Source organism: Actinosynnema pretiosum (assembly GCF_024171695.1).
GTDB classification, from domain to species: domain Bacteria; phylum Actinomycetota; class Actinomycetes; order Mycobacteriales; family Pseudonocardiaceae; genus Actinosynnema; species Actinosynnema pretiosum.
On sequence record NZ_JAMTCF010000010.1, the window covers coordinates 1 to 22,341 of the forward strand.

The 22,341-nt window shown below is 74.6% G+C and carries 28 protein-coding genes; 16 read left to right on the plus strand and 12 right to left on the minus strand.

All coding sequences use genetic code 11. The annotated features are described in order from the left end of the window. The 4 genes from LV78_RS20850 to LV78_RS20865 form a co-directional block, all read left to right on the plus strand. Nucleotides 1-309 (plus strand): transposase (locus LV78_RS20850; protein WP_253846952.1); only part of this gene is annotated, 309 nt, incomplete at its 5' end. A 37-nt stretch (nucleotides 310-346) separates the two neighbouring features. After that, nucleotides 347-1,069 (plus strand): quinone oxidoreductase family protein, encoded by a 723-nt coding sequence (locus tag LV78_RS20855; protein ID WP_253847535.1) that lies wholly within the window; start codon nucleotides 347-349, stop codon nucleotides 1,067-1,069. A gap of 25 nt (nucleotides 1,070-1,094) precedes the next feature. Next, the gene (locus tag LV78_RS20860; RefSeq protein WP_253846953.1) at nucleotides 1,095-1,697 is read left to right on the plus strand and encodes a TetR/AcrR family transcriptional regulator; all 603 of its coding nucleotides are present in this window, start codon (nucleotides 1,095-1,097) and stop codon (nucleotides 1,695-1,697) included. A 132-nt stretch (nucleotides 1,698-1,829) separates the two neighbouring features. Next, nucleotides 1,830-2,111: an ANTAR domain-containing protein gene (locus LV78_RS20865; protein WP_253846954.1), complete on the plus strand. Its 282-nt coding sequence runs from the start codon at nucleotides 1,830-1,832 to the stop codon at nucleotides 2,109-2,111. Nucleotides 2,112-2,129: 18 nt separating this feature from the next. Here LV78_RS20865 and LV78_RS20870 read toward each other — a convergent pair whose 3' ends face one another. Continuing rightward, nucleotides 2,130-3,503, minus strand: a complete 1,374-nt coding sequence (locus LV78_RS20870) for an amidase family protein (RefSeq protein ID WP_253846955.1) — start codon at nucleotides 3,501-3,503, stop codon at nucleotides 2,130-2,132. Between the two features lie 198 nt (nucleotides 3,504-3,701). Between LV78_RS20870 and LV78_RS20875 the strand changes: the two genes are divergently transcribed. Continuing rightward, nucleotides 3,702-4,580, plus strand: coding sequence for a pentapeptide repeat-containing protein (locus tag LV78_RS20875; protein WP_253846956.1), 879 nt, complete (start codon nucleotides 3,702-3,704; stop codon nucleotides 4,578-4,580). A gap of 200 nt (nucleotides 4,581-4,780) precedes the next feature. Further along, nucleotides 4,781-5,371 carry a hypothetical protein gene (locus LV78_RS20880; protein ID WP_253846957.1) on the plus strand — a complete coding sequence of 197 codons (591 nt, stop codon included), beginning with the start codon at nucleotides 4,781-4,783 and terminating at the stop codon, nucleotides 5,369-5,371. A gap of 52 nt (nucleotides 5,372-5,423) precedes the next feature. On the opposite strand, the gene LV78_RS20885 is transcribed toward LV78_RS20880, so the two are convergent. Beyond that, complete coding sequence (locus tag LV78_RS20885; protein ID WP_253846958.1) at nucleotides 5,424-5,954, minus strand: CGNR zinc finger domain-containing protein; 531 nt, start codon at nucleotides 5,952-5,954, stop codon at nucleotides 5,424-5,426. A gap of 14 nt (nucleotides 5,955-5,968) precedes the next feature. On the opposite strand from LV78_RS20885, the gene LV78_RS20890 reads away from it, so the two are divergent. From LV78_RS20890 to LV78_RS20905, 4 genes are all read left to right on the plus strand, one after another. After that, complete coding sequence (locus LV78_RS20890; protein WP_253846959.1) at nucleotides 5,969-6,157, plus strand: hypothetical protein; 189 nt, start codon at nucleotides 5,969-5,971, stop codon at nucleotides 6,155-6,157. A gap of 12 nt (nucleotides 6,158-6,169) precedes the next feature. Beyond that, nucleotides 6,170-6,802 carry a TetR/AcrR family transcriptional regulator gene (locus LV78_RS20895; protein ID WP_253846960.1) on the plus strand — a complete coding sequence of 211 codons (633 nt, stop codon included), beginning with the start codon at nucleotides 6,170-6,172 and terminating at the stop codon, nucleotides 6,800-6,802. 213 nt (nucleotides 6,803-7,015) lie between these two features. After that, nucleotides 7,016-7,696 (plus strand): alpha/beta fold hydrolase, encoded by a 681-nt coding sequence (locus tag LV78_RS20900; protein WP_253846961.1) that lies wholly within the window; start codon nucleotides 7,016-7,018, stop codon nucleotides 7,694-7,696. Beyond that, on the plus strand, nucleotides 7,684-8,397 hold the full coding sequence (locus LV78_RS20905; RefSeq protein WP_253847536.1) for an SDR family oxidoreductase: 714 nt from the start codon (nucleotides 7,684-7,686) through the stop codon (nucleotides 8,395-8,397). Before LV78_RS20900 ends, LV78_RS20905 begins: the two co-directional genes overlap by 13 nt. On the opposite strand, the gene map is transcribed toward LV78_RS20905, so the two are convergent. Further along, nucleotides 8,357-9,151 (minus strand): type I methionyl aminopeptidase, encoded by a 795-nt coding sequence (gene map, locus LV78_RS20910; RefSeq protein WP_253846962.1) that lies wholly within the window; start codon nucleotides 9,149-9,151, stop codon nucleotides 8,357-8,359. The two genes, LV78_RS20905 and map, sit on opposite strands and share 41 nt — an antisense overlap. A gap of 46 nt (nucleotides 9,152-9,197) precedes the next feature. On the opposite strand from map, the gene LV78_RS20915 reads away from it, so the two are divergent. Further along, nucleotides 9,198-9,458 (plus strand): helix-turn-helix domain-containing protein, encoded by a 261-nt coding sequence (locus LV78_RS20915; protein ID WP_253846963.1) that lies wholly within the window; start codon nucleotides 9,198-9,200, stop codon nucleotides 9,456-9,458. Between the two features lie 2 nt (nucleotides 9,459-9,460). Here the strand turns inward: LV78_RS20915 and LV78_RS20920 are convergent, their stop codons facing one another. Continuing rightward, on the minus strand, nucleotides 9,461-10,453 hold the full coding sequence (locus LV78_RS20920) for a helix-turn-helix transcriptional regulator (protein ID WP_253846964.1): 993 nt from the start codon (nucleotides 10,451-10,453) through the stop codon (nucleotides 9,461-9,463). Between the two features lie 91 nt (nucleotides 10,454-10,544). Here LV78_RS20920 and LV78_RS20925 point away from each other — a divergent pair, with 91 nt between their 5' ends. Next, nucleotides 10,545-11,771: an FAD-dependent oxidoreductase gene (locus LV78_RS20925; protein WP_253846965.1), complete on the plus strand. Its 1,227-nt coding sequence runs from the start codon at nucleotides 10,545-10,547 to the stop codon at nucleotides 11,769-11,771. 42 nt (nucleotides 11,772-11,813) lie between these two features. On the opposite strand, the gene LV78_RS20930 is transcribed toward LV78_RS20925, so the two are convergent. Further along, nucleotides 11,814-12,638, minus strand: a complete 825-nt coding sequence (locus LV78_RS20930) for a class I SAM-dependent methyltransferase (RefSeq protein WP_253846966.1) — start codon at nucleotides 12,636-12,638, stop codon at nucleotides 11,814-11,816. A 71-nt stretch (nucleotides 12,639-12,709) separates the two neighbouring features. After that, complete coding sequence (locus LV78_RS20935; RefSeq protein WP_253846967.1) at nucleotides 12,710-13,459, minus strand: DeoR/GlpR family DNA-binding transcription regulator; 750 nt, start codon at nucleotides 13,457-13,459, stop codon at nucleotides 12,710-12,712. Nucleotides 13,460-13,534: 75 nt separating this feature from the next. Between LV78_RS20935 and LV78_RS41665 the strand changes: the two genes are divergently transcribed. Beyond that, nucleotides 13,535-15,085: an MFS transporter gene (locus tag LV78_RS41665; protein WP_308208738.1), complete on the plus strand. Its 1,551-nt coding sequence runs from the start codon at nucleotides 13,535-13,537 to the stop codon at nucleotides 15,083-15,085. Here the strand turns inward: LV78_RS41665 and LV78_RS20945 are convergent. The 3 genes from LV78_RS20945 to LV78_RS20955 form a co-directional block, all read right to left on the minus strand. Then, nucleotides 15,057-15,731: a hypothetical protein gene (locus LV78_RS20945; RefSeq protein WP_253847545.1), complete on the minus strand. Its 675-nt coding sequence runs from the start codon at nucleotides 15,729-15,731 to the stop codon at nucleotides 15,057-15,059. The genes LV78_RS41665 and LV78_RS20945 overlap by 29 nt on opposite strands. Beyond that, nucleotides 15,701-16,489, minus strand: coding sequence for an exonuclease domain-containing protein (locus LV78_RS20950; protein ID WP_253846968.1), 789 nt, complete (start codon nucleotides 16,487-16,489; stop codon nucleotides 15,701-15,703). The genes LV78_RS20945 and LV78_RS20950 overlap by 31 nt, the downstream gene beginning before the upstream one ends. A 109-nt stretch (nucleotides 16,490-16,598) precedes the next feature. After that, nucleotides 16,599-16,892 carry a hypothetical protein gene (locus LV78_RS20955; protein WP_253846969.1) on the minus strand — a complete coding sequence of 98 codons (294 nt, stop codon included), beginning with the start codon at nucleotides 16,890-16,892 and terminating at the stop codon, nucleotides 16,599-16,601. A gap of 1,165 nt (nucleotides 16,893-18,057) precedes the next feature. Here LV78_RS20955 and LV78_RS20960 point away from each other — a divergent pair. The 3 genes from LV78_RS20960 to LV78_RS20970 are packed head-to-tail and all read left to right on the plus strand — an operon-like array spanning nucleotide 18,058 to nucleotide 20,140. Further along, on the plus strand, nucleotides 18,058-19,050 hold the full coding sequence (locus LV78_RS20960) for a tyrosine-type recombinase/integrase (protein WP_253846970.1): 993 nt from the start codon (nucleotides 18,058-18,060) through the stop codon (nucleotides 19,048-19,050). Continuing rightward, on the plus strand, nucleotides 19,037-19,513 hold the full coding sequence (locus tag LV78_RS20965) for a hypothetical protein (RefSeq protein ID WP_253846971.1): 477 nt from the start codon (nucleotides 19,037-19,039) through the stop codon (nucleotides 19,511-19,513). Before LV78_RS20960 ends, LV78_RS20965 begins: the two co-directional genes overlap by 14 nt. A 45-nt stretch (nucleotides 19,514-19,558) precedes the next feature. Further along, nucleotides 19,559-20,140 (plus strand): dihydrofolate reductase family protein, encoded by a 582-nt coding sequence (locus LV78_RS20970; protein ID WP_253846972.1) that lies wholly within the window; start codon nucleotides 19,559-19,561, stop codon nucleotides 20,138-20,140. Nucleotides 20,141-20,197: 57 nt separating this feature from the next. Here LV78_RS20970 and LV78_RS20975 read toward each other — a convergent pair whose 3' ends face one another. The 3 genes from LV78_RS20975 to LV78_RS20985 all read right to left on the minus strand — a co-directional run bounded on the left by LV78_RS20975 (nucleotide 20,198) and on the right by LV78_RS20985 (nucleotide 22,279). Next, entirely contained in the window at nucleotides 20,198-20,644 is a 447-nt protein-coding gene (locus LV78_RS20975) for a hypothetical protein (RefSeq protein ID WP_253846973.1), read from the minus strand. Between the two features lie 259 nt (nucleotides 20,645-20,903). Continuing rightward, on the minus strand, nucleotides 20,904-21,707 hold the full coding sequence (locus LV78_RS20980; protein ID WP_253846974.1) for an SCO1664 family protein: 804 nt from the start codon (nucleotides 21,705-21,707) through the stop codon (nucleotides 20,904-20,906). A 5-nt stretch (nucleotides 21,708-21,712) separates the two neighbouring features. Next, nucleotides 21,713-22,279: a DUF3090 domain-containing protein gene (locus LV78_RS20985; protein ID WP_253846975.1), complete on the minus strand. Its 567-nt coding sequence runs from the start codon at nucleotides 22,277-22,279 to the stop codon at nucleotides 21,713-21,715. Between the last annotated feature and the right edge of the window lie 62 nt (nucleotides 22,280-22,341).

Sequence of the window (22,341 nt, forward strand, 5' to 3'; positions counted from 1 at the left end):
GCCGCGGACAAGGCGTACTCCTCCAAGGCCAACCGGGCCTACCTGCGTCGTCGCCGGATCACCGCGGTGATCCCGGAGAAGACCGACCAGCAGGCCAACCGCAGGAACAAGGGCTCCGCCGGAGGGCGGCCCGTGTCCTTCGATCCCGTGCGCTACCGGCGGCGCAACACCGTCGAACGCTGCTTCCAGAAGATCAAGACATGGCGTGGCCTGGCCACCCGCTACGACAAGACACCACAAAGCTACAAAGCCGGACTGCACCTACGAGGGGCGGTCATGTGGCTGAAGACCCTGACCCCAACCACATGATCCGAACCCCCAACAGCTCCTAGGCCACGTGGACGTCATGGCCGCGCGCGGCGACTACCCCTTCTTCCCCGGCCCCGGCGCAGCCCCCGGCCTGGAGGTCGTCGGCCGCACCCCCACCGGCAGGCGCGTCCTGGCGCTGCCCGCGCCGGACGGCCTGGACGCCATCGGGATCGGGCTCAACGCCCTGGTCGCCGAGCTCGCCCTGCACCGGGCCCGCGTCTCGCCCGGCGACCGGGTGCTGGTGCGCGGCGCCGGGGGCGGCATCGGGGTGCTCGCCGTCCAGATCGCCCGCGCGCGGGGCGCCCTGGTCACCGCCGTCACCTCCTCGCCCGAGCGCGCCCACCGCCTGCGCGACCTCGGCGCCACCGAAATCGTCGACCGCACCCGCGCCGAACCGGGCGGCGAGCACGACGTCGTGGTCGACACCGTCGCGGGCCCCGGCGTGGCCGCGCACCTGCGGCTGCTCGCGCCCAACGGCCGGTACGCGCTCTGCGGCGGCGTCGCGGGCGACCCCGGCCCCGACCCGTTCGCCGCCCTGCTGCGCGACTTCCACCGCTCGCCCACGGTGATCGCCCTGAGCCTCAACTCCGTCGCCCCGGACGAGCTCGCCCGCTCCTGGGAGCGGGTGCTCGCGCTCGCCGCCACCGGCGCGCTGCGGCCCGTCGTGCGGCAGCGACTGCCCCTCGACCGGATCGGGGAGGCGTTGCGGCTGGTCGGGAGCGGTCGCGTGTTCGGGAAGGTCGTCGTGCGCGCCGGGTAGGGTGGCCGCCGCGAAGGGGGGCGCCGTGGCGCGCAAGCGGGACGAGCGGATCGACGAGGCGGTGCTGGCGGCCGTCGGGGAGCTGCTGCGCGAGGTCGGCTACCGGGACCTCACCCTGGAGGCCGTCGCGCGCCGCGCCGGGACGACCAAGCCCGCCATCCGCCGCCGCTGGCCCGGCCACCGGCACCTCGTGCTCGCCGCGCTGGCCGCCGAGCGCGTGGGCGTCGCCGAGGACCTGGACACCGGCTGCTGGCACTGCGACGTCGTCGCCCACCTGGAGGCGCTGCGCGCGGGCCTCGACGACCCGGCGCTCGCCCGCGTCCTTCCCGCACTGGTCCCCGACCTCGCCGACGACCCCGACCTGCGCCGGGAGTTCCTGGACGCGGTGTGGGAACCGCGCCGCCGTGCGTGCCTGGAGTCGCTGCGCAGGGCCGTCGAACGCGGCCAGGTGCGGGCGGGGCGGGACCCTGACCTCGTGCTCGACCTGTTCGCCGCGCCCGTGGTGCTCCGGGCGCTGTTCGGGCACCGCGAGCTGACCGCCGCGTTCGTGCGCGAGGTCGTGGACGTGGTCGGCGCGGGCCTGGGCGCGACCCGCCACTGCGCCGCCCCACCCACCGCCGACAGCTGACAGCCGCCGCCCGCGACCTGCGGATCTTCGTTCTCCGGGAAACCCGCTTCGCCCAGCCCGCTAGCGCGCACCCACCCGGACGCGGTGCAGTGGAGCACGTTCCCGACGCACGTGCACCAGCGGAGTACCGGCATGCCCAGCGACGAGCAGCACCCCACCACCGACGCCAGCCACGAGGAGTTGCGCAAGGAGTTGGCCGAGGCCCAGGTGACCCTCCGCCAGCTCCGCTCGGCCATGCCCACCAACAGGCTCATCGGCGTGGCCACCGGCATCCTCGCCGAACGCCTGCGCGTCACCCCCGAACGCGCACTGGACACCCTCGTGCGCGCCAGCCAGAACGACAACCGCAAGCTCCGCGACGTCGCCATGGACGTGGTCAACGAGCACCGGGGCCTGACCACCCTCGACGGCTGACCGCGCCGGGACCGGGCCTCACCCCACCGGCGGCCTGCGGTCAGCCCACGGCCGCGCCCGCTCCAGCTGCCCGGCCACCGACAGCACCGTGCGCTCGTCGTGCGGGCGGCCGACCAGCTGCACCGACAGCGGCAGCCCCGACCCGGTGAACCCCGCCGGGACCGCCGCCGCCGGGTTGCCCGCCACGTTCCACACCGGCAGGAACGCGGTGTGCCTGGCCGCCGCGAGCAGCGCCTCCACCACCGTCAGCTCCCGCCACTGCCCGACCCGCAGCGCCGGGTGCGTGAGCACCGGGCTGAGCAGCACGTCGTAGCGGGTGAACACCCGGTTCGCCCGCTCGGTCGTGACCCGCCCGGACGCCACCGCCGCCGCCCCCACGGCGGCCGGGATCACCCGCCCCAGCGCCGCCACCCGCCGGGTGCGCCGGTCGAGGCGGTCCGGCCGGTCCAGCGCGGCCACCGGACCGGCGGCCCCGTCGCGCAGGTAGCGCACCGAGAAGTCCGCCCACCCCGGCACCTCGGACAGCGCCGCGTCCAGCCGCACCACCTCGTGCCCCAGGTCGGTCAGCAGCACGGCGGTGTCCAGCACCGCGTCCAGCACCTCCCGCGCCACCGGCACCCCCGCCGACCACGGCCGCAGCGCCACCGCCACCTTCAACCGCCCTGGGTCCTCGGCGGCGGCGCCGGTGAAGTCCTCGCCGGGGGCGAGCACGTCGGCCAGCAGCGCCGCGTCCCGCACCCGCCGCGCGATCGGCCCGGCCACCACCAGCCCGCCCCACGGCTCACCGCCCAGCGGCACCCGCCCGCGCTGCGTCTTGAGCCCCACCAGCCCGGTCGCCGCCGCCGGGATGCGCACCGAACCCCCGCCGTCCGACCCGACCGCCGCGCCCACCAGCCCGGCCGCCACCGCCGCCGCAGACCCGCCGCTCGACCCACCGGCCGAGTGCCGGGGCGACCACGGGTTGCGGGTGGCCCCGGCCCAGCTGCTCTCGGTGAACGGCCACAACCCCAGCTCCGGCATCCGCGTCCGCCCGACGACCACCGCGCCCGCGCCGCGCAGCAGCGACACCACCTCGCCGTCCTCGGCCGCCACCGACTCCACCGCCGAGGTGCCCAGCGTCGTGGGCAGCCCGGCCAGCGCGAGGTCCTCCTTCACCGCCACCGGCACCCCGAGCAGCGGCGCGTCCTCGCCGAGCGCCCGCCGCGCGTCGGCCGCCTCCGCCTCGGCCAGCGCCTGCCTGGCGAACACCAGCCGGAACGCGTTCAGGTCCCGGTCGACGCGCTCGATCCGCCGCAGGCACTCGGACACCAGCTCACGCGAGGTCAGCACCCCGGAGCGCAGCAGGTCGGCTTGGGCGGCGGCGCCCGCGAAGCACGCGTCGGTCAGATCCATGCCGCGACCCTAGCGCCGGCCCACGACGGTTCCGAGGACGCGCGCGACGGACGCGCGCGGCCGGGGACGTCCCGCCACGCGAGCGGGCCCACCCGGTCCCGTCGCCGCGCGCCCACCCGGTTGTTCCCGCCGGGGCCACGAATCCGCGTGGCGTTCCGAACACCCGCGCGCGCCCCGCCGGGGTGCATGATTCACCGCATGGTCCTGTCCTGGCTCCCCTGGCTGGTGGCCGCCGCGCTGGCCGCGGTCGCCGTGGCGCGCCAGGTGCGCATGTCCGAGCACGACACCCTCCTCGACGAGCACGCCCGCCGCCGCACCGCCCCGGACCGCGTGCCCGCCCCCACCGAGTGGCGCCGCGTCACCCGCGACGTGCTGGGCGGCGCGCCCCGCGCCCTGGACCGGCTCGACGCGCACGTCGCCCAGCGCCCCGCCCGCCGCCAGGACGCGGTCGACCTGCTGCTGATCTGCCTGCGCTCGGGCGTGGCGCGCGGCCTGAACCCGACCTGGCGCACCGAGGTCCAGACCCGCCTGCGCGCCCACCTGAGCCCCGGACCCGACTTCTGGCCGGGCATGGCGCTGCGCGCGGCGGGCGCGACCCTGGTCGAGCTCGACCTGTCCGGCTGCCGCCCCGGCGCGGTGGACTTCACCGGCGCGGTGTTCCTGGGCGACGCCCGGCTGCGCGCCATGACCGTCACCGGACCGGCCACGTTCGCCCAGGCCCGGTTCCTGCGGCACGCCGACCTCACCGACACCCTGTTCACCGCCGACGCCGACCTGACCGGGGCGGTGTTCACCGGCAACGCGGTGCTGCGCGGCGTGCGGGTGGCCCGCGCCACGAGCCTGGCCGGGGCGCGGGTGTCCGGCCGCGCCGACCTGAGCGGCGCGGAGCTGACCGGCCCCACAGACTTCACCGGCGCCCGCTTCGGCGGCCGGGCGCTGTTCACCGGCACGACCTTCGGCCACGACGCGCTCTTCGACCGGGCCTGGTTCCGGGGCCGCACGGACGTGACCTCCGCGCTGGTGGGGGAGACCGCATCGTTCACCGAAACCCTGTTCGGCAGGCGCGTGCCCCGCTGACCGGCCGAGCCCGCCGCCCGGTCACTCACCCGCGCCGGGTAGCCGAATCCGGAAAAGCCCCCTGAAAAGGCGCGAAACCGCCGTGATCCGCTGTGAACGAGACAGCAGACGGTCGATTCCGCGTCGCCTCGCACCCCTGTTAGCTTCCCCGCCGTCAGAAGTTTCACGACCGCTTTCCACTCCACTTGGAAGGAATCGTTGTGAGCCGCTTCCCGAGCACGGTGGCACGGGTGTCCACGCTGGCAGCAGTGGGTCTCCTGGCCGCGATGCCCGTCACGGCGTCCGCCGCCGAGACCGGTTCGAGCGCGCAGTCGAGCGCGCAGATCGTCGTCATCGACGCGTACACCGAGAAGATCAAGGAGTCCGCCGGGGTCGCTTTCACCTGCCCGACCAACCAGGTCCTGATCGGGCGCGCCCACGGCGGCGACGAGAACGGCACCACCACCTACTACTGCGCGCTGATCCTGATCGACGCGCAGATCGCCGCGGTGAGCGCTCCCACCTGGAGCGGCAACCAGAAGGAGAGCAACTCGCTGTTCTCCGCGGCGACCGACCAGGTCCTGGTGGGCAGGCAGCACAGCGGTGACGAGAACGGCCAGACCCGGTACGCCACCGCGCAGCTGAGCGTGGGCGGGCGGGCCGTGACGCTGACCGGCAGGCGGTGGACCGACCCGCAGAAGGAGAGCAGCAGCAACTCCAGGGCGGGGGAGCTGGAGGTCATGGTCGGCAGGCAGCACAGCGGCGACGAGAACGGCCAGACCCGCTACGAGTACGCACGCCTCGTCGGCTGACCCGGCGCCGTGGCGCGCATCCCCGCGACCCCCGGTCGCGCGGGTGCGCGCCTCACCCCTCGTCCCCGCCGCCCCCGCGCCGCGACCGGTGCAGCGACACGTGCACCCGGTTCGCGCACCGCGTCGAGCAGAACCGCCGACGCCCGTTGCGCGAGGTGTCCACGTACACCACCGCGCACCCCGGCGCGGCGCACCGCCCGAGCCGGTCCGGCGCGTCGCACACCGCGTGCGCCACCCCCGCCGCCGTGTAGGCCCGCACCCGCTCCTGCGTGGGCAGCTCGGCGGGCGCGAAGTGCAGGTGCGGCGGGCGCCCGTCGTGCGTGGAGATGTGCGGGCGGGTCGCGGTCTCCGCGAGCAGCTCGTTGACCAGCCCGACCGTGCCGTGCGGGTCGTCGAACACCCGCTCCAGGCGCCGCGCCCAGTCCAGCAGCGCCCGCGCGCCCGCCACGTCCAACGTGCCCACGGGCTTGTAGTCGAGCGTGCGCAGCACGTCCAGCAGCCGCTCGGGCGAGCAGTCCCGCTCCAGGTTCACCAGCACCGCCGCCATCTGGGCCGCCGCGCCGCCGTAAGGGTTGAAGTGCACTGAACGATGACACCATGCTCGAACGGGTGAACACCAGATGCCCCCACTGCGCCTGGCCGGTGGACCACCCCGCCTACCCGGCGGACACCCACGGCCCCGTCGCCTACCGCCGCTGCCCGTGCGGCGCCTGGCTGGTCCTGGAGCGCGGAGACCTGATCGCGGCCCCGCGCGTCCACCCGGCGTCACCCACCCGTGTCGGCTAGGGTCTGCTCACCGTGACCTCCCGCTCCCGCCGCGACCCGACCCGCAGGGACCTGCTGTGCGACACGGCCATCGCGGTCCTGGCCGCCGAGGGCGGGCGCGGGTTGACCCACCGGGCGGTCGACCGGGGCGCGGGCGTGCCGGAGGGCACGACGAAGAACTACTTCCCCACCAGGGACGCCCTGCTCGGCGCGGCGGCGGCCAGGATGACGTCCCTGCACACCGAGGCCGTGGACCGTCTGCGCGCGACCACCCCGCCGGGGGTGTCGGCCGACCAGGTGGCGGCGCTGTACCCGGCGCTGCTGCGGCGCGCGGTGGCGGACGACCCGACGCAGTTCCTGGCGATGGTGGAGCTGTACCTGGAGGCGGTGCGCAGGCCGGGGGTGCGCGAGGCGCTGGGGCGGATGGTGGTGGCGAACGCCGGGGCGGGCGCGGCGCTGCACCGGGTGGCGGGGTTGCCGGGGGCGGCCAGGGACGCGGCGCTGCTGGACGCGTACTTCCTGGGGGTGGCGATCTCGCTGCTGGCGCTTCCGGAGGAGGCGCTGGGGAAGGTGGGGTTGGACGACCCGGTGGATCTGGGGCTGGGGTTGTTCCGGGCGGCGGTGGAGCGGCCGGAGGACGGGCGGGGTGGGGGCGGTTCCGGCTGATCGGTGGTCGTCCGCTCAGCCGATCTCGGCCGTCCGCAGCGCGAGCATGACGCTCACCGGCGCCATCACCGCGGTCACGTGGACGCGCTCCTCTGCCACGTTCACCCCATCAGGCGACCACACCACCCCCGCCACCCCGCCCGAGCTGCCACGACCGCAGGTTCCGCGCACAGCGGACACCACCACCGCCCGCCGCGCCCTACGTTGACCCCCATGACGATCACCGCGACCGCCGCAGGCCTGGACTGCGTCGTCCTGCCGCCGCGCACCGGCAACCGCCTGGTCCTGCTGTGGCACCTGCTGGGCACCCCCGGCACCCCCGCCGCGATGGCCGAGGCCCTGCCGCTGCACGCCGTGGACGCCTGGCGCGCCTACCTGCCGCTGCCTCCCGTCCCCGAGGGCCCCGACGTGCTCGTCGACCGCTACGCCCCGCTCGTGGAGACCGCCCTGGCCGCGCTCCCCGACGCCCTGCGCGAGCTGCGCGCCGAGCTCGGCGTGCCGGACGACACCCCCGTCGACCTCGTCGGCGGCTCCGCCGGGGGCCACACCGCGCTGCTCGCCGCCGCCAGGGACCTCGTCCCGGTCCGCCGGATCGCCGTGGTCAACCCGGCCACCGACGCCCTGTCCGTGGCCACCGTCAACGACCCGCACTACGAGTGGTCCCCGCGCGCCCGCGAGGTCGAGCGCGCCCTCCGGGTCCACCCGACCACCACCGCCCCGGTGCTCATCGTCCGGGGCGCGCAGGAGTACCCCGCCATGGTCCCCGGCCAGAACGCCCTGGCCCGCGCCCTCCCGCACGCCCGCCTGGTCGACCTCCCCGACCTCGCCCACATGATCGACACCCCCGAGCGCGCGAGCGCCGTCGACCGGGAGGTGGGCGCGTGGCTGGCCTGACCGTCGTCACCGGCGGCGGCCGGGGGATCGGGGCCGCGATCGTGCGCAGGCTCTCCGCCGACGGCCAGCAGGTCGTCTTCTCCTACCGCGCCGACACCGCCGCCGCCCAGGCCCTCGCCGCCGACACCGGCGCCATCGCCGTGCGCGCCGAGGCCGGCGACCCGGACGACGTCGACCGCCTCTTCGACACCGCCGCCGAGCTCGGCGGGATCACCGGCGCGGTCGCCAACGCCGGGACCACCAGCCCCGTCGGCACGCTCGCCGAGCTCGACGTGCGCGACCTGCGCCGCGTGGTCGACGTCAACGTCGTCGGCGCCCTGCTGTGCGCCCGGCGCGCCGCCCGCGACCTGCGCGAGGGCGGCGCGCTCGTCGCCATCTCCTCCGCCGCGGCGACCCTCGGCTCACCGGGGGAGTACGTGCACTACGCCGCCAGCAAGGCCGCCGTCGACGCCATGGTCGTGGGCCTGGCCAAGGAGCTCGGGCCGCGCGGGGTGCGGGTCAACGCCGTCGCGGCGGGCACCGTGCGCACCGACATCCACCGCGTCTCCGGCGTGCCCGACCGACCCGACCGGGTCGCCGCCGCCATCCCCCTGGGCAGGCCCGGCGAGCCCGAGGAGATCGCCGCCGCCGTGGCCTGGCTGCTCTCCCCGGAGGCCTCGTTCACGACCGGGGCGGTGCTGCGCTCGGCCGGGGGGCTGTGAGCACGCGCGGGCCGTCCTCGGTGATCGCCACCGAGTGCTCCACGTGCGCGGCGCGGCTGCCGTCGGCGGTGCGCAGGGACCAGCCGTCCTCGTCGGCGACCAGCGCGTCCAGGCCGCCCGCGTGCACCATCGGCTCGATCGCCAGCACCATCCCCGGCCGCAGCTCCGGCCCCCGCCGCGACGGGCCCTCGTTGGGCACGCCCGGCGGCTCGTGCATGGCCCGGCCGATGCCGTGCCCGCCGAACTCGCGCGGCATCCCGTACCCGGCGCCGCGCACCACCCTGCCCACCGCGTGCGAGATGTCCCCGAGCCGCCCGCCGGGCACCGCCGCCGCGATCCCGTCCCGCAGCGCCTCCCAGGCGGTGTCGATCAGCGCGAGGTCGGCGGGGGAGGGGAGGCCGACGACGAAGCTGGTGGCCGAGTCGCCGTGCCAGCCGTCCACGTGCGCGCCGCAGTCCACGCTGAGCAGGTCGCCCTCGCGCAGCCGGTAGCCGGTGGGGATGCCGTGCACGACGGTGTCGTTGACCGAGGCGCAGACGACCGCCGGGTACGGGGTGGGCGCGAACGCCGGGTGGTAGTGCAGGAACGACGAGCCCGCGCCCGCGTCCCGCAGCACCTGCGCCGCGACCTCGTCCAGCTCCAGCAGCGACACGCCCACCGCGGCGTGCGCGCGGACGGCGGCCAGCGCGTCCGCGACGACCAGCCCGGCGGCCCGCATGGCGTCCAGCTCGCCAGCGGACTTCAACTCGATCATCCACAACTCCATGCCGTGATAGTTATACCGGTATTACTATCACAGCATGGTGCGCCAGCCACTCACCCAGTCGGACCGCGAGCGCGGCGAACGCCTCGGCGAACTCCTGCGCACCGCGCGCGGCGACCGCAGCATGGCCCAGATCGCCACCCTCGCAGGGATCTCCGTCGAAACCCTCCGCAAGATCGAACGCGGCCGAATCCCCACCCCCGCCTTCTTCACCGTCGCCGCGCTCGCCGGAGCGGTGGGCCTGTCCCTGGACCAGCTGCACCGGGAACTGCACCCCGAGCAGCGCATGACCGCCTGACCTCACCCCTCCTCGACCACCGCCCCGTACCGCCGCGCCACCTCCCGGCACGCCCGCGCCAGCTCCACCGGCCGCACCTGGCCCACCTCCGCGTCGAACGTCGCCAGGATGCCCGCCACCCCCGCCCACGACCAAGCGCCCAACGTCAACCGGCAGTGCCCCTCGTCCAGGTGCTCCACCACCGACCCGCCCGGCGCCCACCGCGCCACCACCCCGGCGGGCAGCGCCACCCGCGCGCTCCCCGAGCACCGCCACGCCGCCGGGCTGTCCCCCCGGTCGGGACTGCCCATCACGAACCGCGCCAGATCCCCGCCCGGCACCTCCCGCGCCACGAACCCCGCCGTCGTCGGCCGCGCCAGCACCCCGTCCACCCGGTGCACCCGCCACCCCGCACCACCCGGATCGCACCCCACCAGGTACCAGCGCCCCGCCCACACCACCAGGTGCTGCGGCTCGAACGCCCGCGCCGCCACGAAGTCCCCGTCACCCGGACACGCCCGCGACCCGTCCGCCCGCAGCACCTCCACCACCAGCACCCGCCTGCGCCGCACCGCCACCCCCACCCCGGTCAGCACCTCAGGGTCGATCGGCGGCGCCGGGAACTCCCAGTAGTTCCGCAACCGCGTCACCCGCACCGACTCCATCGCCTCCCGCAGCACCCCCGGCACCGCCGCCCGCACCGTCTCCAACGCCCGCGCCGCGTCGTCGCGCAACCCGAACACGCTGGCAGGAGCCGTCTGCAACGCCACCGCCACCGCCAGCGCCTGCTCCCGGTCGAACACCAGCGGCACCCCACCACCCGACCCCAACCGGTACCCGCCGTCCGGCCCCCGCACCGACGTCACCGGGTACCCGAGCCCGCGCAGCACCTCCAGGTCCCGCCGCACCGTCCGCCCGCTCACCCCCAACCGCCGCGCCAGCTCCCGCAGCGGCCACACCCCCCGCGACCCCAGCAGGGACAACAACCGCAACGCCCGGTCCGCCGTGCTCGCCATCCGCACATCCTCCAGGCGGTAGTGGACACCCGATGGCCACCACCCCTGCCACCGTCACCCCCGACCAACCGGAACCACAGGGGGAGACACCATGCGCATCGTCGTGGCAGGGGGCGGCATCGGAGGGCTCGCGCTGGGCGCGGGACTGCGCCGCAGCGGACACCGGGTCGCGGTGTTCGACCGCGACACCGACGTCACCGCGACCGGCGGCTACCACATCACCCTCGACGACCGGGCCCTGCGCGCCCTCGCCGACCTCGTCCCGCAGCACACCCTGCGCCGACTGCTCGCCTCCGGATCCGCGCTGCGCCTGCGCGAACCCGACGCCTTCCGCGACCACCGGGGCCGCCTCCTCGGCCACGGCCCCGACCTCGCCGGCAGCGCCAGCGTCGACGTCGACCGCGTCACCCTGCGCACCCTGCTCGCCGACGCCGTCGGCCCCGACCTGCACCTCGGCCGCCACGTCACCGGCGTCGACCACGACCGTGCGGGCACCCCCCGACTGCTCTTCACCGACGGCGCCACCGAGAGCGCGGACCTGGTCGTCGGCGCCGACGGCGCCCACTCCACCATCGCCCGACACCTCGCGGGCGGCCCCACCAACCACCCGGCGGGCATCACCGGCTTCTCCGGCCGCACCCACCGCGCCGACCTCACCCCGACCGAGCGGCACCGCCTCGGCCCCCGCTCGGCACTGGCCGTGGGCCCGCGCGGAGCGGCCCTCTACACCGGGTTCCTAGACCCCGTCGGCAACGCCGCCCTGGACGCCCCCGACCTGCGCGCCTCCACCACCACCGGCCCCACCTACATCTGGGGCGCCATGTTCCCCGACACCCCCGCCACCGCCGCCCTGCGCAAGCTGCGCGGCCCCGCGCTGCGCGACGCCCTGCTGGAGCGCTACCGCCACCACGGCTGGGCCGAGCACACCCTGGAGGTCATCGCCCGCGCGGACCCGACGAGCGTGGCCGCGTTCCGCTTCAACGCCGCCCCCACCCGCGCCACCGACCTCGCCCCCTGGCAGGCGGGCGACATCACCGCGCTCGGCGACGCCGTCCACGCCACCCCGCCCACCGCCGGGATGGGCGCGGGCGCGGCCATCCGCGACGCCGCCGACCTCATCACCCACCTCGACCGCGCGACCACGCTCACCGAGGCGATCACCGGCTTCGAGGCCGCCATGCGCCACCGGGGCGCGGAAGCCCTCACGGCCGCCATGCGCGTCGTCCGCCTGATCCTGGCCACCAACACCCCCCTGGGCGCCGCGGCCACCCACCTGGCGACCCCGCTCCTGGCGGCCGCCACCCGCCTGCGCCGCTGAACCGGTGGGTGGTCGCGGAACCCCCGCGACCACCCACCCCGGCTACCGGCCGGCCTCCACCAACCAGGCCGCCGAGCCGTACCGGACACCACGCGCGCCCACGTGCGCGGCCAGATCCTCCCGAAGCGCGTCCGGCACCCGAGCCCGCGCCTCCTCCGGCAGGTCACGCGCCATCCACCCGAACTGCGCCTCCACGAACCCCGCCGCGTCCTCCACGTCCACCCCGAAGAACATCGGCTCCGCCACGCCCCGCACCCGCACCCCGGTGAACCCCGCCGCCCCCAGCAGCTCCCGGATCGCGTCCGGGTCCACCAACCGCCCGGCGGCGGGGGAGGGGGACACCGGAGCCTCCCGCCCACCGGTGAAGATCCGCCGGAACGAGCTCACCCACTCGTTGCGCTCCACCCCCTGCCAGGACAGCAGCACCACCCGCCCGCCCGGCCGCAACGCCCGCGCCAGGTTGGCGAACGCCGCCCCCGCGTCACCGAAGAACATCGCCCCGTGCCGACTGACCACCCGGTCGAAAGCCCCCTCCGGGAACGGGTGCACCTGCGCGTCCACCCGCAGGAACCCGACGTTCGACAACCCCCGCGCCCGCTCCCGCGCCACGGCCAGCATCGGCGAGGACAGGTCGACCCCGACCACCCGCCCGGCGGACGCCACCCCCGCCACGTCCCGCGTCACCTGCCCCGTCCCGCACCCCACGTCGAGCACCACCGACCCCCGCTCCACCGCGGCGGCCCCGAGGAACCCCTCCCGGTACGCCCCGACCCCCGCGTCGAACCGATCCGCCCACCTCGCCCAGAACACCCCCTGATCGCCGTCCCACGCGGCCAACTGCTCGGCGTTCGCCGGATCCACGTCCACCCCGGCAGCCAACCGCCGACCACCCGCCCCGGACAACCGGCGAACCGGCGAACCGGCACAAACCCGCACCCTCACGCCACCACGACCTCCACCCCCGCCTCACCCCACCGCGCCCCCGCCTCCCCGTCCTCCGTCACCAGCACGTCCACCCCACCCGGAGCCAGCACGAAGTGCGGCGCCACCTGCCCGTGCTTCGTCGAGTCCGCCAGCACCACCACCCGCCGCGCCGCCCCCGCCATCGCAGCCTTCACGTCCGCGTCCGCCTCGCTCACCGACGTCACCCCCACCTCCGGGTCCACCGCGCACGCCCCCAGCACCGCCCAGTCCGCCCGGTACCGCCCCACGGCCCCCACCGCCGCCGACCCCACCAGGTACCGCGCCACCGGATCCCACCGCCCACCGGTCACCGACAGCGCCACCGACTCGTCCCCGTCGAACACCCCCGCCACGTCCAGCGAGTTCGTCACCACCGTCACCGGCCGCACCCGCAGCGCCTCCGCGAACGCCAGCACCGTCGACCCCGCGTCCAGCAGCAGCACCTGCCCCGGCCGCACCAACCCCGCCGCCGCCTCCGCGATCGCCCGCTTCGCGCCCCCCGCCACGTCCGCCCGCGCCGCCCACCCCATCCGCCCGGTGTCCAGCGCCACCGCCCCACCGTGCGTCTTCTGCAGGTGACCCGCCTCCGACAGCGCCCGCAGGTCCCGCCGCACGGTGTCCTCCGACACCTCCAGCAGCACCGCCAGCGCCGACACCTCCACCCGCCCGTCCCGCCGCAGCTCCGCCACGATCCGCTCCTGCCGCTCCCGAGCGAACACCCGCACCACCCTCACATCGACACACCACAACGCCGAATACCACTTGACTCTGCCGAAGTATGCACGGTTTGCTGTCGAACCGTGCCGAAATCTGCCGAAAACCCCGCACGAGACCGCCGCGCACTCCTCACCACCGCAGCACTCGGCTTCCTCGCCCTCGGCGCGCTCGCCAGCGCCACCGGCCCCACCCTGCCCACCCTCGGCGCCCGACTCCACCTCACCCCCACGACCACCGCCTGGCTCCTGGCCACCTTCGCCGCAGGCTCCGTCCTCGGAGCCGCCACCACCGGCGCACTCCGCCACACCCCACCCGGCCCCCAACTCGCCACCGCAGCGGCACTCGCCACCACCGGCAGCGCCGCACTACCCCTCGCCCCGAACCTCCCGACCGCACTCGCCTGCCTGCTCCTCACCGGAACCGGCTTCGGCGCGGCCGACCTCGTCCTCAACCTCACCCTCGCCACCCAACGCGGGGGAGCGGCCACCCTCACCGCCGTCAGCGCCACCTTCGGCCTCGGCGCCACCGCCACACCCCTCATCGCGGCCACCGACCCCACCGACCCCCGCGCACCCCACTGGACCTGCGCCGCCCTCACCCTCGCCCTGCTCGCAGCCGCGACCACCCTGCGCACCACCGGCACACCCCGCACAACCGGGGAAACCCGAGCACCACGACGCGGAACCACCACGCTCCTCGCCACGACCCTGCTCGGCTACGTCGCACTCGAAGGCGCCGCCACCGGATGGGCCACCACCCACCTCACCGCCACCACGACCCACACCACCACCTGGACCACCGCGGCCCCAGCGCTCATCTGGCTCGGCCTCACCGCAGGCCGCCTCGCCACCGCGCCCCTGCTCCGCCGCACCCACCCCGCGACCATCACCCTCGCCGCGCTCACCACAGCGGCGGCCACCAGCCTGCTCACCACCAACCCCACCACCGCGGCAGCCGGCTACGCCCTCACCGGACTCGCCATCGCCCCGGTCTTCCCCGCCGTCATCGCCTGGCACACCACCGGCTCACCCGACGGCCGAGGCGCCACCCACGTCCTCACCGCGGCACTCGCGGGCCCGCTCATCACCGCACCCGCCACCGGCCACCTGATCACCACCACCGGCCCCCACACCATCCCGTGGACCCTGACCGCCCTCGCCCTGCTCACCGCCGCCACCGCAGCAGCCACCGCCGCCACGACCCGCGCCCGACGACCCCCCGAAGGCGTCCAGATCATCCTCGTCAACAGCAGGAACGCCGTCCTGCTCCAACTCCGCGACGACAAACCCGACATCCCGCACCCCAACACCTGGTGCATCCCCGGCGGCCACCTCGACCCCGGCGAAACCCCGCGCCAAGCCGCCACCCGCGAACTCCACGAGGAAATGGGCCTCACCATCCCCGCCCACCACCTGCACCACATCACCTCGACCCGCCGCGCCTACGGGTACGAGCACACCTACTGGACCCACCTCGACGTCGACCCCACCACCATCGACCTCACCGAAGGCCAACGCGTCCAGCACTTCACCGCCGCCCAGACCAGCACCATGGCACTCGGCTACGAGGACAACGCCGTCCTCGCCGCCTTCCACGCCACCCGCCTCAGTACGGAGCCCGAGACCGCTCCTTGACCAGCTCCAACCCACGCCCCAACACCATCAGCACCGTCGCCGCCGCAGCCACCAGCGGCACATCAGCGCGCTCCCGCGCCCCACCACCCACGACCTGCCCCACCAACTCCGCCACCGGCAGCTCCACCGGCTCACCACCGCACACCAACCACACGTCCTGCGCCACGTCCGCACCCACCGCAGGCGACGACTCGCCCCCGCGCCGCACCACCACGACCGGGTCCGGCGCCTCCAGCGCCAGGTTCGCCAACCGCTCAGGCCGAGGCGGCTCCACCAACCACACCGCCCGACAAGCCCACTCCAACGCCCGCCGCAGCAACGCCCCCTGGACCACCCACTCCAACCCCACGTCCGGCTCCGAGGCCTTCACCTCCCGCACCGCCGACCGCCGAGCCGCCTGCAAGCACCGCACCGAAGCCCGCAACGCCCCCCACACCGCACCGCTCATCCCCGCCGCCCCCACCCGCTGGTCGTCGGCCCACAGCGGACTGCGCTCCCGCACCACCGCCAACCCCGACGACCCGGCGACCAGCGGCACCACCCGCTCCACCTTGTCCAGCACGAACACCAACCGCCGCAGATCCCGCACGTCCCCGTCCACGACGCGCAGGCTACTTACTTCTCCTGCTCCGGCAGCACCGGCCACGACTCCGCGTTCCGCCGAACAGCAGCCGCCCGCCGCCGCAACCACGACGAATCCCGCCCCTCGGCCACCGCCAGCTCGATCCGCCGGTCCACCCCGGCCGCGTAGACCAGCTCCTGCTCCCGGAACCACCCCACCTGCCGCTCGTGCAGCTCGGCGAGCGGGATCCCACCCATCTCCACCGGGTGCACCCGAGCCAACTTCCACGCCAACCGCGCCGCGGCCAACGCGTCACCCGCACTCGTGTGCGCACCCTCCAACCGCACCCCGTGGTGCTCGCACACCGCCCCCAACGTCCGCTTGCCCACCCGCTGCCGGTCCAACGCCCGATCCACGCACAACGGGTCCACCACCGGCCCAGACACCCGCAACGACCGCCCGTGGTGCCGCAGCAGCTCCGCGTCCAGCATCGTCAGGTCGAACGGCGCGTTGAACGCGCACAGGGGAGTGGACGGCGTCCACAGCTCGCCCAGCAGCGCCTCCACCTCCGCCACGACCTCGCCCACCGGCCGACCCTCGGCACGCGCCTGCTCGGTGCTGATCCCGTGGATCGCCGTCGCCGAAGCGGGGATGGGCACACCGGGATCGGCCAACCACGTCCGCACCTCGACGTCAGGCCTGGCGCCCTCCGCACCGGGGGTGATGACGACCACGGACGCGGTGACGATCCGATCCCGGCGCGGCTCGACGTCGGTGGTCTCCAGGTCCAGGGCCAGCAGCGGGCCGTCGGCCCACGACCCGGTGGAAGCAGGGCTGCGCATCGGCGCAGCGTACCCGGGCACACCGACAACGTCGGACAACGGTGATCAACGGCGGGTCGCGGGGGAGTGGCGGGGCGCTCCACGCGCTCCGCCACCCGCAGGCACCCGATCAGCCCAGGTACGCCCGCAACGCCCTGCGCGCGTCGTGCCGGTCACGACGACGGTCCTCGCGGCACACCAGGGACCACTCCCGGCACCCGTTCCTCCGGCAGCGCCGCCAACCGTGGGAGGCGGACACGACCCAGTGGCAACCGGTGACGCCCGGCGCGCAGATGGTGTCAGCGGTGATCTCGGCGGGAAGCGTGCACCCGCCGAACCGGTGGTCGTGCACCGGGACGCAGGAGGACATCGGCGCGTCCCCCAGCCGAACCCACCAGGGGCGGGTCTTGTCGGTCTTGCTCATGCGGTCGCCTTTCGGCTCCACGACGACCCCGGACGGGCCGTCACGACCGCAGGAGCACGGGCCTCACCCCGGTGACTGCGTCATGAGCGGACATGCCGCTGATTCTGCTCGGCCCGTCAAGGCGGGGGAGGTCGCCGAACGACTTACTTAACATAATGTAGATTATCGGCATTACGGACGTGCTGGTCAGAGGGCCGAGAGGGGCTGCTGGAGCGACCGGGCGGCGATGTCGTGCCACGTGTGCGCGTGAGCGTCGGCGCGGCGAGCGTCGGACGCGCGGCGGTCGCTGTCGGGCAGCGTGCGCGCGGCGAGCGCCGACCCGGCGGTCGCCGGGTGCGCGACGATCGGCGTCGAGCGACGTGCGCGCGTCGACGGCGCACACGGCAGGCGCGCTGTCGACTGGGCGCTGCGGCGACGCGGGCTCGGCATTGTGCGGCGGCTCGGTACGGCGCGCGTTCGGGAGTCGGCCGTCGACCGGTGGCCGGCACGCCGTCGGCTAATACGTCACGTGACGCATCCAAGGGCTTGTCCCTGGGTGCGTCGAACTCGTGCCGCGAGGCGCCCACCGGCCGGTTCGATCTTGGGCCGCACCCCCTCGGCCTGGGGCCCGCCCGCCCTGGAGCGCGCTCTCCGGACGCGTCGACCTGCGCTTCGACTCGGCGGCGAGGCACGCGGGATGCGCAAAACGCGTCGTCGAGACGTTCCGGCGGCCTCCGACGAGGCTCCGTTTGAAGATCAACTACCGGTGTCCCCCGAGAGGGGCTGCCCCGCTTGGACCTCTGTTTGATGGATAATCGCCATTATCCATCAAACACCACGTATCACGTTGGGTCGGTGACCCGGTGCGTTCGGCGTGCTTGCTGCGTCGACGTGTTTGGCGCGTTCGGCGCAAGGTGCGGTCCGCGCGCGGTGGTCATGGCAACGCTTCCCGCCTCCCCGCCGTCTGCCCCCTGCTCCCCTGCCCCTGACGAAGTCCCAACGCGGGCGCTCCCCCGCTGGTGATCGCCCATCTCCCTTGCCCTCTCTCCCAGCGGGGGCTCACCGCCGCCCACCCCGCGCACGACCTGCCGCTCCCCCGCCGCCAGCCGCCCGAACCGCCCCCACCTCCCCCGTTCGGGTAACTGATTGGGCCGGATTGTCGGTCCCGTGCGGTAGTAAAGGACGCGTGGACGTACTCGCCGCTCAGGAAGCCTTCTTCCAGGCCCGCAGGCCCAGGAAGGACTCGCCGCACACCACCGCCGCGTACCGGCGCGACCTCGCCGGGGTCAACGCGCTGCTGGGCGAGGTGGTCGGGCGCGAGGTGGACGAGCTGCGGGTCGAGGACCTGACCGGGGCGCACCTGCGGTCGGCGTTCGGGGTGTTCGCGGACACGCACGCCAAGAGCTCGGTCCTGCGCGCCTGGTCCACCTGGAACCAGTTCCTGACGTTCCTGGTCGCCGACGACCTGGTGCCCGGCAACCCGATGGGCGCCGTGGCGCGCCCGAAGACGCCGCCGCTGGTGCCCAAGCCGCTGCGCGGGGAGGACACGCCGGAGCGGTTGCTGGCCGCCGCGGCGGAGGGGGCGCGGAAGGCGCGGGACCCGTGGCCGGAGCGGGACGTGCTGGTGCTGGCGCTCGGGCTGGTGGCGGGGTTGCGGTCGGTGGAGATGCGGACGTTGACGCTGTCGTCGGTGGTGGGGCGGTCCGGGGAGCGGCGGCTGCACGTGCTGGGCAAGGGGAACCGGGACCGGTCGGTGCCGATCGAGCCCGCGATGGAGCGGGTGGTGGACGAGTACCTGGCGTCGTGCCGCAAGCGGTTCCCGCAGGGGCGGTTCGACCGGGGGTCGGCGTTGTTGCGGGACCGGCACGGGGAGCCGATCGGGCGGGGCGGGCTGGAGTACCTGGTGCGGTCGTGCTTCCGGTGGGCGGGGTTGCACGACCGGGTGCCGTCGGGGGCGAACCTGCACGCGTTGCGGCACACGTTCGCGACGCGGTTGGCGGAGGACGGGGCCTCGGCGTCGGAGATCATGGCGCTGCTGGGGCACGCGTCGTTGGCGACGAGCCAGAACTACATCGAGGCGACGGCGCGGGAGCAGCGGTCGGCGGTGGCGGGGAACCGGACGTACGCGTCGTTGTCGCGGTTGCCGGGTGGGGCCTGGAGCGCCGATGCCGCTGGTTGACGGGTCGGCCTGGGCGCTGCTGCGGGAGCTGGACGACCCGGTCCACCTGGAGTTCCCGCGCGATTACGACCACGGGGTGGAGCGGGCGCGGTTCGAGCGGCTCGTGGTGGGGTTGGCGCGGCGGTTCGGCTGCGCGTGCGCGGTGGACCGGAACGTCCAGGACGCGAGTCACCACGGGGACGTGGGTGTTCCGGCGGGTGCGACGGCGGGTGGTGAGCCGATCACGGTGAGGGTCAGCAACTTCGGCGGCATGGCCGTGGTGAGCCTGGGGCTCCCCGGTGGGGGCGACGAGCGCGAGGAGCCTGCGCTGTTCGACGGTGGCGACCGGCGGGCGGTCGAGGAGGAGCTCGGCGTGCTGGGGTACCGGGTGATCCCCCGGCGCCTGTTGCGGGAGCGGTACGACGGGGTCGTGCCGTTCCCGGGCGGGGCGACGTGGTGGATCCGGTTCTTCGACTACCTGTGAATCGGGTGCGTGGTTGTCGGGTGTCCTGGATGCGAGGAGGGCCGTGTGGGCAGGGTGGTCATGTACAGCTCGGTGTCGGTGGACGGTTTCGTCGCGGACGGGGAGGACCGGCCGGGGCCGCTGTTCGACTGGTTGACCGGCGGTGACGTGCCGTTGGACGGGAGCGGTGCGCTGGTGGTGTCGCGGGCGTCCTACGAGCACACGCGGCCGTACTGGGACTCGATCGGGGTGACGGTCGTCGGGCGGCGCGTGTTCGACCTGACGGACGGGTGGGGCGGGGTGCCGCCGAGCGGGGTGGGGCACGTGGTGGTGGTGACCCACCGGCCCGCGCCGGAGGGGTGGGACGTCGGGGCGCCGTTCCACTTCGTGGCGGGTGTGGAGGCGGCTGTGGCGAAGGCGCGGGAGTTGGCGGGTGATCGGGTGGTGGAGGTGGCCGCCGGGGACGTGGGTGGGCAGGTGTTCGCGGCGGGGTTGGTGGACGAGGTGCGGATGGACGTGGTGCCGGTGGTGCTGGGGTCGGGCAGGCGCTACTTCGGGTCGGTGGACGCGCAGCACCTGCTGGAAGGGCCTGACGTGGTGGTTCGGGGTGATCGGGTGCTGCACCTGTGCTACCGGGTGCGTCGTTGACGGCTTCGTCCGGTGGTGGGGGTGCGGGGCTCGCCACCGGGCGAGCCCCGCGTCCGGTCAGGCGAGCAGGTAGGAGTTCGCGAACCCGCTCGTGCTGCACACGTTCAGCTGGCTGATGGTGCGGGTGTAGGTGAAGCCGGGGGGCACGGTGCAGGCCCAGATGCCGCTGCGGGGCTGTTCGAGGAGGTAGGAGTTCGCGAAGCCGGTGGTGCTGCACACGTTGAGCTGGCTGATCACCCTGGAGTAGGTGAAGCCGGAGGGGACGGTGCAGGCCCACAGGCCGGTGGTGGGGGTTTCGACGTAGTACGAGGTGGCGAAGCCGCTCGGGGAGCACACGCCCAGCTGGCTGATCACCCGCGTGTAGGTGCTGCCCGCGGGGACGCCGCAGGCCCAGACGCCCATGACGCCGACCTCGGGGGTGGCGGTGGGGGCGGGTGCGGCCTGGGCGGTGGCGGTTCCGGTCGCCAGTGCGAGTGCGAAGGCGGCGCCAGCCAGCAAACTCATGATCTTGCGCATGGTCTCCCTGTCCGTTGTCCCTGGTGCGGCGGCCGGGCACACGCTAGGGGTGGTGGGGACGGGATGGCTCTGCTTCGGGAGGTGTTTCATCCCCGGTGGGGTGGGATGGCACCTGATTCGATCAACAGGTGACTACCGGTGGTGCGGGGGTGAGCCCGGTCGGGGGGAATGTGGGGTGGGGTGGTCGCTCGTTCGGTGGTAGTCGGTTCGGCCGCCGGTGTTGGGCGGTCGGGGTGGTCCGGTCGGGTCAGAACGGTGGCCAGGGGATGGCGGGCCAGTCGCGCTCGTGGTCGACGGCGGGGAGGGCGCCGGTGGCGATGAGGCGTTTGGCGCGGGAGCCCAGTGCCCAGACCTCGGCGCGGGTGAGGTGTTCGTGGAGGGTCTCCCCCAGGTCGCCGTCGAGTCCGGCGAGGAGGCGTTCGGCGCCGTCGATGGCCTGTTCGGGGAGTGGTTGTGATTCCCAGCCCCACAGGACGGTGCGGAGCTTGTCCTCGGCGTGCAGGCAGATGCCGTGGTCGACGCCGTAGACGTGGCCGTCGGGGGCGTGCAGGACGTGTCCGCCCTTGCGGTCGGCGTTGTTGACGAGGGCGTCGAAGGCGGCCATGAGGCGCAGTGCGGGGTGGTCGCGGTGGGCGACGACGAGGGGTGCGCCGTCCTCGGAGGTGGCGTGGAGGACGGGGATCCAGCCGGGGCGCAGTGCGTCGGCGGGGACGAGTTCGACGAGGTCGTCGTCGTCTCGGGTGTCGATCCAGAGCTGGGCCATGCCCGGCCCGAGTGGGCCGGGGCGCTGGACGGTGGGTGGGACGAGGTCGAAGTGGCAGGCCTGGGAGATGAGGTAGGTGGCGTGCTCGCGTCCGGCGAGGGTGCCGTCGGGGAAGTCCCAGAGGGGGCGTTCGCCTCGGACGGGTTTGTAGACGCAGGTGGCGGTCACGCCGTCGAGTTCGACGTCGCAGAGGAGGGTGGCGTTGGAGGCGTCGACGAGTCGTCCTCGGATGTCGAGCGTGCCTCGGGTGAGCAGCTCGACGACGTCGTCGTCGTCGGGCCGCCGCACCGCTGTCAGCTCTCCTCCGAGCGGCGGTAGCCGTTCTGCCTGGGGCAGATGTGGCCTTCGGGGTCGAGGGGTTCGCCGCACAGGGGGCAGGGTTTGCGGCCTGCCTTGACGACTCGTTCGGCGCGTTCGGCGAACGCCCTGGCCTCGGCCGGGGTGAGGAAGACGCGGACGGCGTCCGGGCCTTCCTCGGTGTCGTCGAGCACGACGGCCTCGTCGACGTCCTCCTCGGTGACGGCGAGCAGTTCGATGACGACGGCTTCGGACTCGGAGTCCCAGCCGAGGCCCATCGTGCCGACCTTGAACTCCTCCTCGACCGGCACCGCGAGGGGTTCGGTGTCCCGGAGGTCGTCGGGGGCCGCTTCGGGGACTTCGGCGCCGAACCTGCGGTGCACCTCCTCCAGCAGCGAGCCGATGCGCTCGGCGAGTACGGCGACCTGTTGCTTCTCCAGCGCGACGCTGACCGTCCTGGTCTCCTCGGAGGCCTGGAGGTAGAAAGTGCGCTCGCCGGGTTGCCCGACTGTGCCGGCGATGAACCGGTCGGGCTGGCGGAATACGTGGATGACGCGTGCCATGACGACACCGACCCTAGGCCACGGCGTGATGATCGGCAGCCCTGGCCCGTGTTTTCCGGGTG

Excerpts from the sequence above, each read along its gene's own strand:
- LV78_RS20855 (WP_253847535.1), top strand. The coding sequence starts at position 347 with ATGGCCGCGCGCGGCGACTACCCCTTCTTCCCCGGCCCCGGCGCAGCC.
- LV78_RS20865 (WP_253846954.1), top strand. The coding sequence starts at position 1,830 with ATGCCCAGCGACGAGCAGCACCCCACCACCGACGCCAGCCACGAGGAG.
- LV78_RS20870 (WP_253846955.1), bottom strand. The coding sequence starts at position 3,503 with ATGGATCTGACCGACGCGTGCTTCGCGGGCGCCGCCGCCCAAGCCGAC.
- LV78_RS20875 (WP_253846956.1), top strand. The coding sequence starts at position 3,702 with ATGGTCCTGTCCTGGCTCCCCTGGCTGGTGGCCGCCGCGCTGGCCGCG.
- LV78_RS20890 (WP_253846959.1), top strand. The coding sequence starts at position 5,969 with ATGCTCGAACGGGTGAACACCAGATGCCCCCACTGCGCCTGGCCGGTG.
- LV78_RS20900 (WP_253846961.1), top strand. The coding sequence starts at position 7,016 with ATGACGATCACCGCGACCGCCGCAGGCCTGGACTGCGTCGTCCTGCCG.
- map (WP_253846962.1), bottom strand. The coding sequence starts at position 9,151 with ATGATCGAGTTGAAGTCCGCTGGCGAGCTGGACGCCATGCGGGCCGCC.
- LV78_RS20915 (WP_253846963.1), top strand. The coding sequence starts at position 9,198 with ATGGTGCGCCAGCCACTCACCCAGTCGGACCGCGAGCGCGGCGAACGC.
- LV78_RS20920 (WP_253846964.1), bottom strand. The coding sequence starts at position 10,453 with ATGGCGAGCACGGCGGACCGGGCGTTGCGGTTGTTGTCCCTGCTGGGG.
- LV78_RS20925 (WP_253846965.1), top strand. The coding sequence starts at position 10,545 with ATGCGCATCGTCGTGGCAGGGGGCGGCATCGGAGGGCTCGCGCTGGGC.
- LV78_RS20950 (WP_253846968.1), bottom strand. The coding sequence starts at position 16,489 with ATGCGCAGCCCTGCTTCCACCGGGTCGTGGGCCGACGGCCCGCTGCTG.
- LV78_RS20955 (WP_253846969.1), bottom strand. The coding sequence starts at position 16,892 with ATGAGCAAGACCGACAAGACCCGCCCCTGGTGGGTTCGGCTGGGGGAC.
- LV78_RS20965 (WP_253846971.1), top strand. The coding sequence starts at position 19,037 with ATGCCGCTGGTTGACGGGTCGGCCTGGGCGCTGCTGCGGGAGCTGGAC.
- LV78_RS20975 (WP_253846973.1), bottom strand. The coding sequence starts at position 20,644 with ATGAGTTTGCTGGCTGGCGCCGCCTTCGCACTCGCACTGGCGACCGGA.
- LV78_RS20985 (WP_253846975.1), bottom strand. The coding sequence starts at position 22,279 with ATGGCACGCGTCATCCACGTATTCCGCCAGCCCGACCGGTTCATCGCC.